Annotated in this window: 18 protein-coding genes and 1 tRNA gene; 13 read left to right on the forward strand and 6 right to left on the reverse strand. The window is 57.1% G+C overall.

Features of this window, described 5'->3' with window-relative positions:
- Window positions 1–56: 56 nt before the first annotated feature.
- Together BIND_RS15995 and BIND_RS16000 are read right to left on the reverse strand one after the other, a co-directional pair.
- Entirely contained in the window at window positions 57–1,520 is a 1,464-nt protein-coding gene (locus tag BIND_RS15995) for a M48 family metalloprotease (RefSeq protein ID WP_244395905.1), read from the reverse strand.
- 84 nt (window positions 1,521–1,604) lie between these two features.
- Complete coding sequence (locus BIND_RS16000) at window positions 1,605–2,459, reverse strand: thermonuclease family protein (RefSeq protein WP_012386070.1); 855 nt, start codon at window positions 2,457–2,459, stop codon at window positions 1,605–1,607.
- A gap of 64 nt (window positions 2,460–2,523) precedes the next feature.
- Between BIND_RS16000 and BIND_RS16005 the strand changes: the two genes are divergently transcribed.
- Window positions 2,524–2,600, forward strand: a tRNA-Arg gene (locus BIND_RS16005).
- Between the two features lie 322 nt (window positions 2,601–2,922).
- Here BIND_RS16005 and BIND_RS16010 read toward each other — a convergent pair.
- Complete coding sequence (locus tag BIND_RS16010; protein ID WP_202944760.1) at window positions 2,923–3,405, reverse strand: hypothetical protein; 483 nt, start codon at window positions 3,403–3,405, stop codon at window positions 2,923–2,925.
- A gap of 323 nt (window positions 3,406–3,728) precedes the next feature.
- On the opposite strand from BIND_RS16010, the gene BIND_RS16015 reads away from it, so the two are divergent.
- From BIND_RS16015 to BIND_RS16075, 12 genes are all read left to right on the forward strand, one after another.
- A complete protein-coding gene (locus BIND_RS16015) occupies window positions 3,729–4,046 on the forward strand; it encodes a hypothetical protein (protein ID WP_041778170.1) in 318 nt (105 codons plus the stop codon).
- The gene (locus BIND_RS16020) at window positions 4,043–4,417 is read left to right on the forward strand and encodes a hypothetical protein (RefSeq protein WP_012386073.1); all 375 of its coding nucleotides are present in this window, start codon (window positions 4,043–4,045) and stop codon (window positions 4,415–4,417) included. Before BIND_RS16015 ends, BIND_RS16020 begins: the two co-directional genes overlap by 4 nt.
- Window positions 4,414–4,803: a single-stranded DNA-binding protein gene (locus BIND_RS16025; RefSeq protein ID WP_012386074.1), complete on the forward strand. Its 390-nt coding sequence runs from the start codon at window positions 4,414–4,416 to the stop codon at window positions 4,801–4,803. Before BIND_RS16020 ends, BIND_RS16025 begins: the two co-directional genes overlap by 4 nt.
- Window positions 4,804–4,814: 11 nt before the next feature.
- Window positions 4,815–6,812, forward strand: coding sequence for an AAA family ATPase (locus tag BIND_RS20265; RefSeq protein ID WP_012386075.1), 1,998 nt, complete (start codon window positions 4,815–4,817; stop codon window positions 6,810–6,812).
- 418 nt (window positions 6,813–7,230) lie between these two features.
- Window positions 7,231–7,758 (forward strand): hypothetical protein, encoded by a 528-nt coding sequence (locus tag BIND_RS16035; protein ID WP_012386076.1) that lies wholly within the window; start codon window positions 7,231–7,233, stop codon window positions 7,756–7,758.
- Between the two features lie 252 nt (window positions 7,759–8,010).
- Entirely contained in the window at window positions 8,011–8,244 is a 234-nt protein-coding gene (locus BIND_RS22380; protein ID WP_081433790.1) for a ribbon-helix-helix domain-containing protein, read from the forward strand.
- Window positions 8,213–8,431 carry a hypothetical protein gene (locus tag BIND_RS16040; protein WP_041778171.1) on the forward strand — a complete coding sequence of 73 codons (219 nt, stop codon included), beginning with the start codon at window positions 8,213–8,215 and terminating at the stop codon, window positions 8,429–8,431. The genes BIND_RS22380 and BIND_RS16040 overlap by 32 nt, the downstream gene beginning before the upstream one ends.
- Window position 8,432: 1 nt before the next feature.
- A complete protein-coding gene (locus BIND_RS16045) occupies window positions 8,433–9,221 on the forward strand; it encodes a hypothetical protein (protein WP_012386078.1) in 789 nt (262 codons plus the stop codon).
- 184 nt (window positions 9,222–9,405) lie between these two features.
- A complete protein-coding gene (locus BIND_RS16050) occupies window positions 9,406–9,783 on the forward strand; it encodes a phage tail assembly protein (RefSeq protein WP_012386079.1) in 378 nt (125 codons plus the stop codon).
- Window positions 9,784–10,696: 913 nt separating this feature from the next.
- Window positions 10,697–12,112, forward strand: a complete 1,416-nt coding sequence (locus BIND_RS16065) for a phage tail tape measure protein (RefSeq protein WP_081433793.1) — start codon at window positions 10,697–10,699, stop codon at window positions 12,110–12,112.
- Between the two features lie 3 nt (window positions 12,113–12,115).
- The gene (locus BIND_RS21810) at window positions 12,116–12,514 is read left to right on the forward strand and encodes a hypothetical protein (RefSeq protein ID WP_012386080.1); all 399 of its coding nucleotides are present in this window, start codon (window positions 12,116–12,118) and stop codon (window positions 12,512–12,514) included.
- A gap of 205 nt (window positions 12,515–12,719) precedes the next feature.
- On the forward strand, window positions 12,720–13,202 hold the full coding sequence (locus tag BIND_RS16075; protein WP_012386081.1) for a hypothetical protein: 483 nt from the start codon (window positions 12,720–12,722) through the stop codon (window positions 13,200–13,202).
- Window positions 13,203–13,295: 93 nt separating this feature from the next.
- On the opposite strand, the gene BIND_RS22040 is transcribed toward BIND_RS16075, so the two are convergent.
- Genes BIND_RS22040 through BIND_RS16090 form a run of 3 tightly spaced genes read right to left on the reverse strand, consistent with a single transcriptional unit; the run spans window position 13,296 to window position 14,194 of the window.
- Window positions 13,296–13,688, reverse strand: a complete 393-nt coding sequence (locus tag BIND_RS22040) for a helix-turn-helix domain-containing protein (RefSeq protein ID WP_244395906.1) — start codon at window positions 13,686–13,688, stop codon at window positions 13,296–13,298.
- On the reverse strand, window positions 13,648–13,953 hold the full coding sequence (locus BIND_RS16085; protein ID WP_012386083.1) for a BrnA antitoxin family protein: 306 nt from the start codon (window positions 13,951–13,953) through the stop codon (window positions 13,648–13,650). Before BIND_RS16085 ends, BIND_RS22040 begins: the two co-directional genes overlap by 41 nt.
- A complete protein-coding gene (locus BIND_RS16090; RefSeq protein ID WP_012386084.1) occupies window positions 13,937–14,194 on the reverse strand; it encodes a BrnT family toxin in 258 nt (85 codons plus the stop codon). Before BIND_RS16090 ends, BIND_RS16085 begins: the two co-directional genes overlap by 17 nt.
- Window positions 14,195–14,323: the final 129 nt, after the last annotated feature.

Below are 14,323 nucleotides of genomic sequence, written 5' to 3' on the forward strand. Positions count from 1 at the left end.
TAGATTTCAATCAAATCTCTATCCAGGAAAAAGCGGGGGCATAGCTCCCGCTTTTTTCATTCGACGACGATCTTGTAACGCTCGTCAGGTCGCAAAACAGAGTCCGGCTCGCGGCCATTGATCAACAGGAAATAATCCAGCGGGCGATTGGGCACGACCATTTTCTTCGCCATGGTTTCCGGCGTATCGCCAGCCTCGGCGGTGACGATCTCAATATGCAAGGGGTGGACGCCACGCGCTTCCTCCGGCGAGATTCGGTGAAACGAATCGATCGAGGCTTGGAAGCGGCGCTCGGCATCATCGGTCATGACCCGTGTCGCGAAGATCAGACGATAGACCTGCTGCGTGTCGAAACGAATGACGGCAATGCGGAAATGCCATTCACCGGCTTCCGCGTGGGCGAGCAAAGCGGGCGCGCCATCCACCGTGACAGGCGTGAGAGAGGACGCAATGAGGCCGTCGATCCAGCCGGAATTGGCATAGGTTTCGAGCGCGGTCGTCTGGGGCAGCTTGACGCTGTCGAGCCGCAAGGCCTCATTGCCGCCAGCAGCAATGCCGAGCACGGCCTGAGCCGAATTTTCCAGCATGAATCCTTCTGGCGCGACAAAGCCGAATCCCAACCGGGGATGAATGAATTTCAGGCCACGGATCGCGCCATTGGCGGGATCATCGCCAAACATCACGCCGTTGATCGCGGAGAGATAGCTGTTACGCCCTGTCGAGCCAATGCCCGGCGCACCGATCTGGCGGGCCGCCGCGATCGCCTGTTCAACACGTTCCGGCGTCGAGGGATGCGTTGCCAGAATGTCCAGCCTGTCGCCGCCGCCCTGGCCGATCAAGGCATTGCGCAACTCCGTCGAGCGACCAAGCGCGCTCAGAAAACGCGACGCGCCATAAGGATCATAACCCGCCTTGGCGATGATCCGGATGCCGCTTTGATCGGCGTCGAGCTCCTGCTGTCGCGAGAAGCGCGCCAGAGTACGCTTCGCCACGGCTTCGACTTCCTGGCCGCGCTGCTTGTTCTGAATGATGGCGGCCGCCTTGCTGATCACGGCGGCGCGGCGTTCCTCCTCCGCGCGCTGCATGGCATGGCGCGCGGTGATGTGGCTGATCTCATGCGCCATGACCGCCGCGACTTCCGAGGTATCATTGGCGAGCGCCAGGAGGCCGCGCGTCACATAGAGATCATTCGGCGGCAAGGCGAAGGCGTTGACGGTCGGTGAATTCAACAAAGTGACGCGGTAGGGCAGATTCGGATCGGAGGCCGCGCCAGCCCGCGCCAATTTCACCAGCACTTCATTGAGATAATGTTCCGCCGCGGCATGGTGATATTCGCCATCGAACATGGCGACCATCCGCTTGTGCTCGGCCGAAACCGGCGATTCCGGTGCAATGGTGCGCGGCGCTGCGACGGGTACACCGGTCGCAGCAGGGGGTGCTGCCGGCGGCACGATCGGCGCGCAGCCACAAAGGCTGCAGACGAAAAACAAGACCGCAAAACTGCGAGGCCGCGAGGCCAACCGGTCAAGCTCAAGGCAGCACAACCCGCGCGAGGGGACACAACTGGACTTGCCAAAGGGAGAAAACAGCAAGCCCCGCAAGCGTCAGCGCCCCAAGCCCGAAGGAGCTTTTGCCGCCTCGCCTATAATTTCGAGCGCATCGGGACGACTCACCTCGATCTCCGGACCGAATGATAGATCAAGAAGCCCCCTGACCCGCAGGGTCTGGCCCAACAATCGGCTCACATGCATTCCCGCGGCCTCAAACATCTTGATATCGCGCTGTATCACCGTGATCGTAAAAACATGCGGCCCATTCGAACCGAGATATAATCGTGTCCGAAACCGCGTCGGCGCGATTCGCGTCACTTTTCCCTCGACGAGAGCGAGAGCCCCATCCTTTCCCTCAAAAATTGCAGGTTTCCCTGTATCAATTATCGCATAATACGGATCTCGCCAAATACCAAGCGTCGCCTCGCGCGCACCCGCCTCCGCGGCCAACAGGCGGGCATGACAGATATGGGCCGCCTCACCGGGCAAATAACGAGCGAAACCGGCATCGAGCAGCGCCTCATTAACCGAAATCATCCCCTCGCCCGCCGGCGCAAAAACGAAGGCCGGCACTCGCCCCCAGCGGTCAGGCCCATTGCCCGCAGGCACATAAGTCACCTCATGGTCCAAAAGCCAGGCGCGCAGCTGATCCCGGATTTTCGAATCGAGGGCTCCATCGAGAGCGGTCGGGCGTGGCGGCTCGATGCCGACAAGGCCGAGCCGCGTGCCATCCGCCAAGGCAATGTCCAGTTGCTCGTCGATCTCCGTGACCGTGCCAGTCTTTTCCCCCTGCGCCGGGCAGGAGGCTGGCATCGCGGCGCGGGCTGGCTGAAGGAGAGAAAGAAATATCAAGCCGACCAAGCCAAAGGTCCGGCCAAGATCGAAGTTCAGCCAGTAAATCGCCGCCACGCCATTGGTCCATTCAAGGAAATATGCTAAGGAACCTTGGACAAAGCTTTACGGCGCAGCTTATCTCCCGGTAGCTCAGCAGGATAGAGCAACGGTTTCCTAAACCGTAGGTCAGGGGTTCGAATCCCTTCCGGGAGGCCATTGAAATACATTAGCTTTTCTCTATTTCCAGCCCTCGTCGGAGGGCTTTTTCATGTCGCATATGTCGCGACTTCTTACCGTTGATTTCAAACATGTTTTATTTTGGCCCGGCGTCTCCGCGCGACACGGTTTGCGACATAGATTAAACCATATAGGCAAGTGTGCTGACCCACGTCGCTTTACCTATCGATTCACCTTCCAAACAAAAACGCTGCCATTGAGGGACACTTTGCGTTTGTGGAAGCGCTTCGATCAAGATCGCAGCACCGTCATACCAATACCACGGCTTTCATTTCGATCGAGCAAGACGTCTTATCGGCTATCAGAATGGAATATCATCAATGACCACCCCAGATCTATTCTGATTCATAAGACGCTTTGGCGGATATCTCGAGTAATTATCGTTACAATCGCCAATATAAGTATTATAAGAATGATCAACCATTCCGGATTCACCGTTTTGTAGCCTGAAAATAAGCTGACCATCATCTAAAGATATATTACTAACTAATGGGTGCATTGATAGAACATCTCTCGCTATTATACGAAGATCTCTATCTGACATAAGCCTGTCAATTACTTTATCCATAATTGTTGTAACGGTATCGCGCATATAAAGGGCCGTGTCCAATAAACGGCGTACCGCTTCTACCTCGGAAGAAATATTATTCTCCGCTTGGTATTTCCTAATTCTTTCAACAAGCTCCGCCGGGAGAACATAGACCCTGCGCTCGGTCTTTTCTTTTTCGGCCATCTTCAAGCCTTCAAATCGCATGTGAATAGAGATTTCAAAACCAATTGACATTATAATGTCAATTGGCACTAAATTGTCACGTCAGATTGAAACTGATGGTGAAATTTTGATGGCAATAGAGGATTACTCCCGAAATCGAGACCGGCGCGATATGCGCGTCGTTGTGCTTCTCAACACGGTTGAGCTTGAAGAGATCGACCAATGGGGAGCGAAGCAAAAATGCCGAGCCGGAATATGGCGATTCGGTACTTGATCGAAAAAGGCCTTGAAGCTGAGCATTGCCAAAATCGGAAAGAAGCTCAGTACGGCGACAGCGAGGAGACCGGGCAAGTCAAGCCTCGCTGCCGCTTGGGACATCACCGTCTGGCAGGACGGTGAAAATCAACCGTGAAAAGGCACTTCCACAGATGACGAACCAGAATATGGATGCTCGCGGGGATGAGCGTCAATCATCGCGCGCGAAAATAGAAAGCGATAAGCCTCCAGCCGCCGATCAAACGCCCATCGCCGACGATCTTCTTCAGGGCATGCCCGCGATTGCGGCCTTCTATGGAATGCCCGTTCGGAAAGCCTACCACCTGGCCGCGCACGGCAATCTTCCGGGCACCTTCAAAATCGGGAAGATAATTTACCTCTCCAAATCCGCGGCGCGCGAGATCATCGCCCAAAAAGCGCGAGGTGGCGCCGCATGAAGATCATTGATGTTGCCATCGAGAAGATGCGCCGCGAGCAATTCGTAATTGCGCTCGCCAGCTCGATCCGCGCCATGATGCAGGATGATCCGGAAGACCCTACCGAAATTCGGGAGGACCTGATCACATGTGCGAAAGAGCTGGCCGCTGACACACCGGAAATGCTCACGGAACATTACCTCTTCGCGTGTTCAGAATATGTGGCCCGGAACGATCCCATGAACGCGGAGAAGAACGAATACACCCTTCCCGTTCTGGAAGACCATCCAGGGCCATATCAGGCAGAACTGCATGCGGCGGCGCTCGCCTATGTTCGGACGATCGAAAGAGATTTCGGCATCCACTTGCTGGATCTTGGAGGCGCGCAATGAGTGCCGTCGTTCTTGTCAGTGGCACCCTGTTCCGCGCGCCGGAGCGGAAGACATCGAAGGCCGGCCGTTCCTATGTCTCCACAACTTTGCGTGAGCGTGAGGGCACCGAGGCGCGTTTCTGGCAGGTCACGGCCTTCTCGGATCATGTCATCGAGGAATTCCTTCGCCTCAGTGAGGGCGATGCCATCGCTGTGCAGGGTCAATTCCGTGCCGAGCTCTATGACAGCACGAACGGGCCAAGGATCTCCTTGAGCGTCGTCGCCGATCATGTCCTGGTGCTCAATCAACCAAAGAAAAAGCGTGAGCCAAAGCCGCCGGATCGCAAGAATTCGCAGCCGGTGCGCTATGGCGATCCTCGCCCGTTTGATGACGATGTTTCATTTTGAGGGAGGAGCCAATGCTGTCTCTTCCCGCAATTGCGCGCGCCTTGGGCGGTGAGATTTCCAACGGCCAGGTGCTTGCGCCGGGCCCCGGCCATTCCCGCCGCGATCGCTCGATGTGGGTGCGGTTCTCGCCCGCGGCACCGGATGGCATTCTCGTCGGCTCGTTTGCCGGTGATGACTGGCGCGATTGCAAGGATTATGTGCGCGACAGGCTGGGAATGGATCGGCCATCCGTCGATCGCCAGCCAGCGCCGCGCACGCAACCGGTAACGCCTCCTGATCCTGACGCCGCTCGAAAGGTCGAACGCGGCTTTGATCTGTGGCGTCATGGCATTGAGCCGCGTGGCACGATCGTCGAGACCTATTTGCGATCACGTGCCCTCGATCTGCCCGAGGACGTCGCCGGCCGCGTGCTGCGCTTTCACCCAGCCTGTCCCTGGAAGGATGAAGCGACGGGTCGACTTCTTCGCGTGCTGGCAATGCTCGCCCTATTCCGCGATATTGAAACGAACGAACCGAAAGGACTGCACCGCACGGCCCTGGCGCCGGATGGAAGAAAGATCGGCCGGCGCATGCTTGGCGCCGCTGCCGGCGCGGCCATCAAGATTGATCGCGACGTGGATATCACTTTTGGTCTGACGATCGGCGAAGGCATCGAGACGTGCCTTGCGGCACGGCAAATGGGCTTGCGGCCGGTTTGGGCGCTTGGATCAGTCGGTGGCATCGGAATCTTTCCCGTCCTACCAGGAATCGAGGCGCTCACGCTGCTTGGGGCGCGAGGCAATCGTTGCGAAGCCACTCTGCCCAGGCGACATAAACGATGCAATTCGGGAGGTGGCATGACGAGTCATCTTCCACCACTCGCCGCGCCGCCAGGTGCGGAGCGATTTGTTAAGCTTGAAAGGTTCGAGCCTAACCCAACAGTTGCGGATCAAGGCCAAAAACTGAAGATCTTCAGCGCGGCCGAGCTTGCGAGCATACAGGCGCCCGAGCGGCGGTGGCTTGTGCCCGATATGATCCCGATGGCGCGCACAACCTTGCTTTATGGCAACGGCGGTGACGGCAAATCGCTGCTCGCCCTGCAACTCGCCGTTTCCGTCGTCACCGGCAACGACTGGATCGGTCGCCTTGTCGAGCAAGGCCCCGCGCTCATGCTTTCCTGCGAAGACGACATCGAAGAAATCCACCGGCGCCTTGAAGCGGTGATCGCCGGCCGGACTGATCTCGACCTCGACGACCTCGACGCTCTCAAGATCTTGGATCTCGCCGGCGAGGACGCCATCCTGTCCGCTGCCGACAACAAAGGCATTCTGAAACCGTCACTTCTATTCACGAAGATCCAGCATTTGGTTGATGAGCTCAGACCGGTCATGATCTGCATTGACACGCTCGCTGATGTCTATGGCGGCGATGAGAATGTCAGAAGCCAAGTGCGGCAATTCCTTGGTTTCCTGAACGGCTTGGCCATCAAGCACAACATGGCCGTCGTCGTCTTGGCCCATCCGAGCCTGTCAGGCATCGCAAGCGGTACTGGCGCCGGCGGCTCGACAGCCTGGAGCAATAGCGTTCGTTCACGTCTCTACCTCGCACCGGTCAAGGTCGAGGAAGGTGCATTACCCGATCCGACCCTGAAGACGCTCACCGTCATGAAGTCGAACTATGGCCCAACAGGAGAAACGATATCGCTTCGATACAGCCATGGCCGCTTCGTGCTCGCCGGTGGTGAGTGGAAGGCCTCAGCTTCAGCGGCTGAAGTGGATATTCGCTTTCTCGAATTACTTGATCAGTTCTCCAGCGAAGGCCGAAACGTGACGATGAAGAAAGGCACTTCCTATGCGCCACATGAATTCGCCCGTCACGCCGACGCACGAGGCATAACAAAGGATGCCTTCCGGCAAGCAATGGACCGCCTTCTTAAAGCGGGCAAGATCAGAAGTTTTGAGGATGGATCACCGTCAAGGAGACGCTCGAAGCTGATTGCTGTCGAGAATTTCGGGGATGATCAAGCATGAAGAACACAGCTTCCACCAAAATCTTCCACTAACTTCCACCGTGCGAAACCACGCATACCAGCAGCCTTCCACCATTTGTGCTTCCACCCCCTATAACCCCCCAGGCGGTGGAAGCCGCCTTTGGTGGAAGCGGCGGCCTCCCCGCCTTCGTCGGCAAGGGGCTTGTGGCTCCAACCTTACGTTTCCCGCTCGATATGCCGGCGCCTGCCGCACTCAGCTTTTCGAATTGAGGCAGCGTAAGTGCGGCCGTGCCTTCCTCGTAGATCGCCTGCCAGCAGCCTTCTCTGTGGCTTGGCAGGGCACTCTGAGGCGGTAGCGCCCCCTTTAGGGACCGTACAAAAAGGCGGCAGTGGCACGGAGACGGTAGCCCCGGTCTTTTTCTAGTTGTTCAATTTTCAAACCCATACACGGGATAGTCATGGGGAAACATGGCCTTGTCACGATTTCGAAGGCGGCGGAGCTTTTGACGGCTGCAGGCGATGCGGTCGTTCGGTCCTCACTTTCGAGATACGTGACGAAGTATGCCGATGCGCTCAACCCGAAAAAGATGAAGGCCGGGACCGTCATCGACTTCGAACTTCTGGTGAAGCATCGGAAAGAGAACATCAGGGTCGAAGACAAAAAACAGTATGATCAGGCTCGTGGGCGGGCGGACGAGGCGGCGCTGAACATTCGAGCGCAGCGCCAGTTGCGCGAAATTGAGATTGGTTCGCGCCTTGGTGGCCTGACCCCGACGAGTGAAGTCCAGAAGGCCGCGCATGAAGCTGTCGCGGCCATGCGCTCGGCGTTCGCGCTCGCTGTGAACGATGCGGCTGCGGCGATTGCCGACGCAACTGGGGCTGATCTACGCATGATCCAGCCGCACCTGCGGGCATTCGAGCGAGTTGGCTTCGAACATTTCGTCCGCATCCTTGCCGAATATAACCTGATTGATCGCCAGGCCTGACACGCGGGCATATCGGCAAACATCGACCTCAGGCCGCACCCTTCCGGCTGTTCCCACGCATTCGCTTCCAAGGCGACATCGATTGTCGGAAAAAATTTCGCCCGACGATACCTATTTGTATCCATGTTGTTCAAATACGTTCAAGTACGTTCAATTATGTTCGTATATGTTAACGATACATCTGATTGAAATATATTGATTATCACGCCGCACTCAGGCTATATCTGAGTGTAATTTGATCGAGTGCTTTTGATGTCGAAACGAACTGTTTCAGTCCGGGCTGAAGAGACTCTTCTCGCACAACTCGGCGAGGTCGCGCAAAAACGCTACGTGTCCAGAAGCTGGCTCATTGAGCAGATCATCCGTGGCTGGCTTGCACACAATTTTCCGCAGACTGAAGGGCAACCCGTTGGGCCGGGTGATGCCGCATCCAGCGATACCGAAAGGAACGAATATGCAGCAAGCCGGTGCAGTGTCCTGGGATGACATCGCCGCGATCGTCAATCGAGGTGCGGCCGCTTCCCGCTTTGATCCCGGATTTCTACAGGCATCGAGCCGCACAGCGCCGCAATTCGGCAAGGCCACGCCCTGGGACGATATCGCCGCGATCGTCAACCAGGAATCCGCCGCGGCCTGTTCCCATTTTGTGATCCCTTCCCGCAAGAGGCGTTGAGATGTTTGGAAAGCAACCTGATCGAGAGGATTTGAAGGTCGCGCAGGAGAAGGTTTTCGCCTGCGAGAAAGCCCTGGCCTCGGGCCGCGAGGCGTTACAGCGCGCGCAGAAGAGGCATGCCCTCCTCGGCGAGGAAATCGAGGCCGCACGCGCCGATGATCTTGAAGCGGCCAAACGCCTCGCGGCCGCCTTCTCTTCTGAAGGTGATCCGGCGATCAAGCGGGAGAAAAACAAGACGGGCGAACTCGAAGCCCAAGCCGCGCAGCTGGCCGACGCCATCGCCGTCATCCAGGCTGACGTCGCTCTCGCCGATGCCGCGCTGGTCGAAGCGCGCAAGGCCCGCACGGGCGAGATCGAAGCGATTGTCGCTGACTTTGTCGCGGATCGCTTCGAGAGCTTGAAGGCGAGCTATGAGGGACTTCTACGCGAGGCCGCCCTTCTGATGGCGGCAAGTGACTCTGGTGGCCATAGAGGCTTCTTGGCGGACCGCGGCCTTGCGATCGATTGGCGCCGACCGGAATTCATCGAGGCCCATGCGTTGGTCCGCAGCTGGCGCCAGGCTCTTGAAACCGATCCTGATGCCAAACCCGACACCACGGCAGCGAAGGCTCTGATCGACGAAGAAGCCGCGCGCAAAGCGGAAAGAGACCGGCAGGAGCGCGCCGAAGAAGCAGCCTATAGGGCGGAACGGAATGCGGAGATCGCCAAGCGCCAGGAAGAAAACAGCCGGAAGGAAGCGGAGTTTCTCAAAGGCAAGCCAAGGTTCGCGAGCACCATGCGCTCGTTTTGACTTGGCCAGCTTTGCAACGAATTTGGCCTGTTTGATCGCTCACAGGTCGAATGCCCAGCGGGCGGTGGCACATAACACCCGCCATTCATCGGCCGTGATTTCTACGGTCCGCTGAAGACCAGCGGCGCGGTGATAGAGCGCACCGCGCCGTTTCCGTCAACAGTATCACCCAGGAAAAACTAAGATGGCTGAAGAGAATGAGACTATCGCGTCTGCACCGCGCTTCATCGGTGGCAAAACTCGCGTCAAGACGATCAGGCTTGAATATCCGCTCGAATACAATGGGCGGGAATATCGGGAAATCTCCATTGCCCGGTTGACCGTCAAAGACGTGGAAGAATTCATCGAAAGTCTCAAGACCCGAGACGTGCGGCTTCCGATCTACCGGGATGAAGCGGGCGATTTGATCCCGGAAGAAGTCCTTGATGCGCTCGACGATGATGACCTTGTTACCTTGGAGGCAGCGGCACGGGATTTTTTGCCCCGAAGGTTCCAGGGTCTCAGCGAGAGCGGTTCGGACCCGGGCAATGGCGCCACTATCGAGCCTACGTCAAACGCATAATCGGATGGTCCATGGCAGAGCTCATGGGCTTGTATTGGGATGAATTGCTTGCGGAAGTGAGCGAAGCACAAAGGCTTGCAGATGGCTAATCTGACATCGATCTTATCGGTCGCGTTGATCGACAACGTCTCAAAGCCTGCCCGCACGGTCGCCCAGGCCTTGCAAGACGCTGCGAGGAAGGCAAAAGAAGTCGCCACTGCCATGGACAGCACCGGGGCCACCCTCGCCTGCAACAGGCGCTCTCGAAGCTTGCTCCCTCCAAACGCGATATTGAGCAGGTCGCGAATGCGTGGAAGGATTATGCCCAGTCGGCTGGCCTCGCGGCCAAAGCCTCGGACTGGACGAAGGTTCAAGCAGCGGATGTTCGCCGGTGGGAAACACAACAGATCGGCGCCTTGCGGGCCGTGAAGCGTGAACAGATCGCCTTCCATAAGGCCGCCGCCGCCCAGGCTTCGAAGATCGCCAACGACCCGACCAATCTCACCGGCCCACTCGTTGCCATGGGGGCGAGCTACAAAATCAAGGCCACAGCTGCGGACATTATCGAGAAATACCGTGCAGCTGATAACACGCTTCGATATCAGGGCGCGATGGCAGATCTGACAGCGGCAGAAAGGGCAAGCCGCTTGCGGCAAGCCCTTACACTTGGCCCAAAGGTCGGCATGAATCCAACGGATATTTTGAAGGGCCAGGAGACGCTTGCTGGGCGTGGTGTCAAAAAGCAATTCGTGGAGCCGTTTACGGAAGAGATCACGAACTTCGCCAGAGCGATGAATTCGAGCATGGAGGATGCTTCAAAGGTTCTCGAAACGATTATCTTTTCCACGAACCAGCATGTGGAAGATGCCGAGACGGCAAGAAAGGTCATGCGCCGCCAGATCGATACGGCAGTGAAGGCGCCGAAGACATCCAGATGGGTGCGAAATTTGGTTTCGCATCCGGCCACACAGGCGGTTTCAGAAATGAGACGATGTTCGGCATCCTGGCGGCTCTTTCCCGCGCCGGCTATCACGGTGATGAAGCCGGTGTTGCCACGCGCGCGATCGCGACGAAGCTGGTTGCGCCAACGGCCAAAGGCCTCGATGCGCTTTCCGCTATGGGTATCAATCACAACGACTTCACGAAAATGCCGGGTGGCATGTCGCCTGAAGCTCTCGACTCGATGCAGAAACGGCGTTTCGGTGTCTCGCTCAACGCTTCTCAAAAAAGCCGTTTAGGGGCGCTCTTCGCCAATGACGCCATTGTCGGCAACCGCGATGATTTCATCGCGCAAACAACTGAGATCATGGCCGACAGTTTCGCGAAGAACAAGAAAGGCAAGCTCAGCGCCCAGGATGCAAACAAAATCGGAAAGCTCACTGGCGATTTCTACAAAATGGCTATCGAGTCCGTGGATGTGGAAGGATTGCTACGAGCCATTCTCGAAGCGCATCCGACCTTGGCGCAGGCAAATGCTCTTTTCACGAGCCAGCACGGCGGCAAGGTCACGGCGCTATCGGAAAACGCGGAGCGCACGGAGACCATCATTCACGATGTGAGCAATGTTCATGAAGGCTTTGCCGAGGACATCGGCAACAAGCGGAATGAGGGCGTATCAGGATCATTCCTCAGCCTTGAAGCGGCGATGGAAGCCCTGAAACTCCGCATAGGGGAAGTCAACCAAGGGCTCCTCAAGTTCTCCGCCGATCTCGCGAGCGATACGCTTAAAAAGATCGCGAATCTGCCGGACGATGTCTTGCAGAAAGGATCGCTTGGGGTTGCCGGCGCCGGGGCCTTGAGTGGCCTTGCTGGCCTTGTCAGCTTTGTCTCTGGGGACGGTTTGGCGAACGCGGCGAAAGCCGGCATCGGCACTATGAGCAAGGGCCTGACCAGCTACCTTCTCTATGAGGGCGGCAAATATGGCATCGATTTGTTGCTCAATCAGCTCCCACATCCGCAATATCCAGCAGGCTACGATCCGAAGCAAATCCGCGATCGCGGGGCTTGGGGCGATCTCATGTCACTGCTGAAGAACATGCCGGGATGGACGCCGCCCGCGCAGAAGCCAACGCCTCCAGCCCCGGTTGAGGCCGCTCCCCATGTAGATATGGAACAGATTGATGTCGTCGCACAAAAATCAACCGCTGCTGGAGATGCTTTAGCCAAAGCGATCAACCAACCCCTGGCGCTACAGGTGGATACGAGCGCGCTCGATGCCGTCTTGAACAAGGTCTCGCAAGTGAAGGCCGGCCTTGCGAGCATCGGCACGCAAGCCGCGAATGTGCAGATTCCTTCTTTTGGGCGCACACAGCGTGGCAGCTTTACTTCAGCCGGCTCGCAAGGAGAATGATTGATGAGTTACAGCAGACTGAGCGAAATGTATGCGTCGACCCCTATCACCCAAGCGGACCTGGATGAAGCCCGCGCCGAAGGTCATGCGGCCGGATTGGCAGAGGGGAAAAGACTTGGTCATGAGCCTGGGAAGGCAGAGGGAGTGCCCATCGGGGCCGCTGCCGAGCGCGAGCGCATCAACGCCATTTTCAGCATGAAAGAAGCTGAAGGGCGTGAGGCGACTGCGCGGCATTTCGCGCTGAAGACCGACCTCTCGCTTGACGGTGTGAAGGTCGCCATTGCCGGTGTTCCAAAGGTGGGCGGTCATTCCAGCGGCACCTATGGGCTTGCCCCGAGCCAGGCCGGCGCGGTGCCGTGGAGTGAGATCGCCGCCATCGTCAGCCCACTTACACGCCGCTGAGCAGCTTTCTCGCGTGCGCAGCAGCCAGATCGCTCAGCCAGAGCCAATTTGAAAGCTGCGCTCTCAGAATATCCATCGATAGCAATATCTTGCCGATGGATATTAAAGCTTCCTCGCAAGCCACCAAAGAGCAGCCATCCCGCCATCGCCTCGATCTTGATCAGGCTTGTTCGAAAATGTTTTTGATGATCTTGGGGGTGCTCGCGTGAAGGATATCGACGATTCCGCCATCAATTTCCTTGAAGGTACAGGTCAGGACGAGCGTATCCCTGAACGCTGGACGCCTGAGCATGTCGGCACCCGCATAGTAGACGCGATCCGGATCGAACGGCGCCTACCGCCAGTGCGCGGGCCGCGCCCGCCAGGCAATCACTTCCGCGAGGTGGTCAATGAAGGGATCGACCAGACCGACTTTGCGGATCCACCTCGGAACCGACGAGGGCCGGCAACGGCCACGGAAATCAAGCAAATGGAAATCGCGCTGGGCTGGATGACCCTGCTCCGCGATCACGATCCCGGCCTCGCCGTTGTCACCGTCCATTGGGCCTTCGCGGTGGTCAGCGGCAAAACTGTTCGGGATCTCTGCAAACGAAAAGGATGGGCGTTCGGGACGTTCTATCGCAAGCGCAACGCTGCCTTAGGGTTTGTGGCTGATCACCTCAATGCGGTGGCGGTTCCGGTGTTTTGAGGCGGAAAAGTCGTGTGGCGATGAAGGAAACGGCTCAACTGTCTGGCAAGAGCCTCAATCAATGGGCCGAAGAGGCTCTGAAGACGGCGGTCATCAAGCCATCACCTTGGCGACCAGATCCGGGTGCATTCCTATAACCCGAATATAGGCGATAGCGAAATCTGGCGCTGTAGCTCTGGCTTGTTCCCAATCGCGCAACGTGCCGACGGGAACACGGAAGCGGCTGGCAAATTCAGCTTGCGATAGGCCTAGAGCTGTCCTTGTCTTGCGGATCATCCTGGCGCGTTGGCCGCGATCCATCGCCTCGGGGCTCACATCGAAATCTTCGATGTCGGCAGGATCAGCCGGGAGAGTGATATGCTCTTTCTTCACCTTTGTTGCTCCTTCTCCCGGAAATGAAGCGGGGAAGATCGTTTCGCCAAACAAAGGACGCACAAGGGCCCTTTTACCTCTGTTTTCCCTCGACAAACTCTCTAAGAACATCATTCACGCGCGATTGCCAGCCGCTTCCGGTCGCGCGGAGCTTTTGCAGGACATCAATATCGATCCGTATTGAGACCGCTTCTTTTTTCTTTAGAGGGCCACGTCGGCGGATTGTTTCCGCAAGATGCGGGAATACCTCAGCAAAGGGACGGGCATTAGCCAATTCCTCATCTGTTGGTTCAAAATCATCAGGATCGGAGGCAATTTGGTCCTGAATCTTTGCTTCCTCGGCATCACCAAGGCGCCGAATCCTAGAATGCTTGGGCATAGGCGTTCCTTTCCTTGCGGCTAGCATGACGCATGCTGATGATCGAAATGGCCTCGGTGCCGAGCGGCAGGAAGACAACTGAAATTGGCTCGTCGTCGATTATTCCAATCGCCATGAAGCGATTGTTCTTGGCCTGGACGATCAGGGCGGCTTCGAAGAATTCCTCCGTCACGTTCGCGAAGTCCATTCCTCTCGTCTTGAGAGTGTTTTGGCGCTTCGGCTCGTCCCAGAGAATTTCCATGAATTCGTATATACAAGTTATTTAGATCAATGTCAATCTTGTATATACAAATCATCTCGATAAATAGATTTTGCCCCTCAGACCGCAAAAGCAATTGCTACGGATTTGGCAGAGCAAACGGATAAGCAA

The sequence above is a fragment of the Beijerinckia indica subsp. indica ATCC 9039 genome, assembly GCF_000019845.1.
Classification (GTDB): Bacteria; Pseudomonadota; Alphaproteobacteria; order Rhizobiales; family Beijerinckiaceae; genus Beijerinckia; species Beijerinckia indica.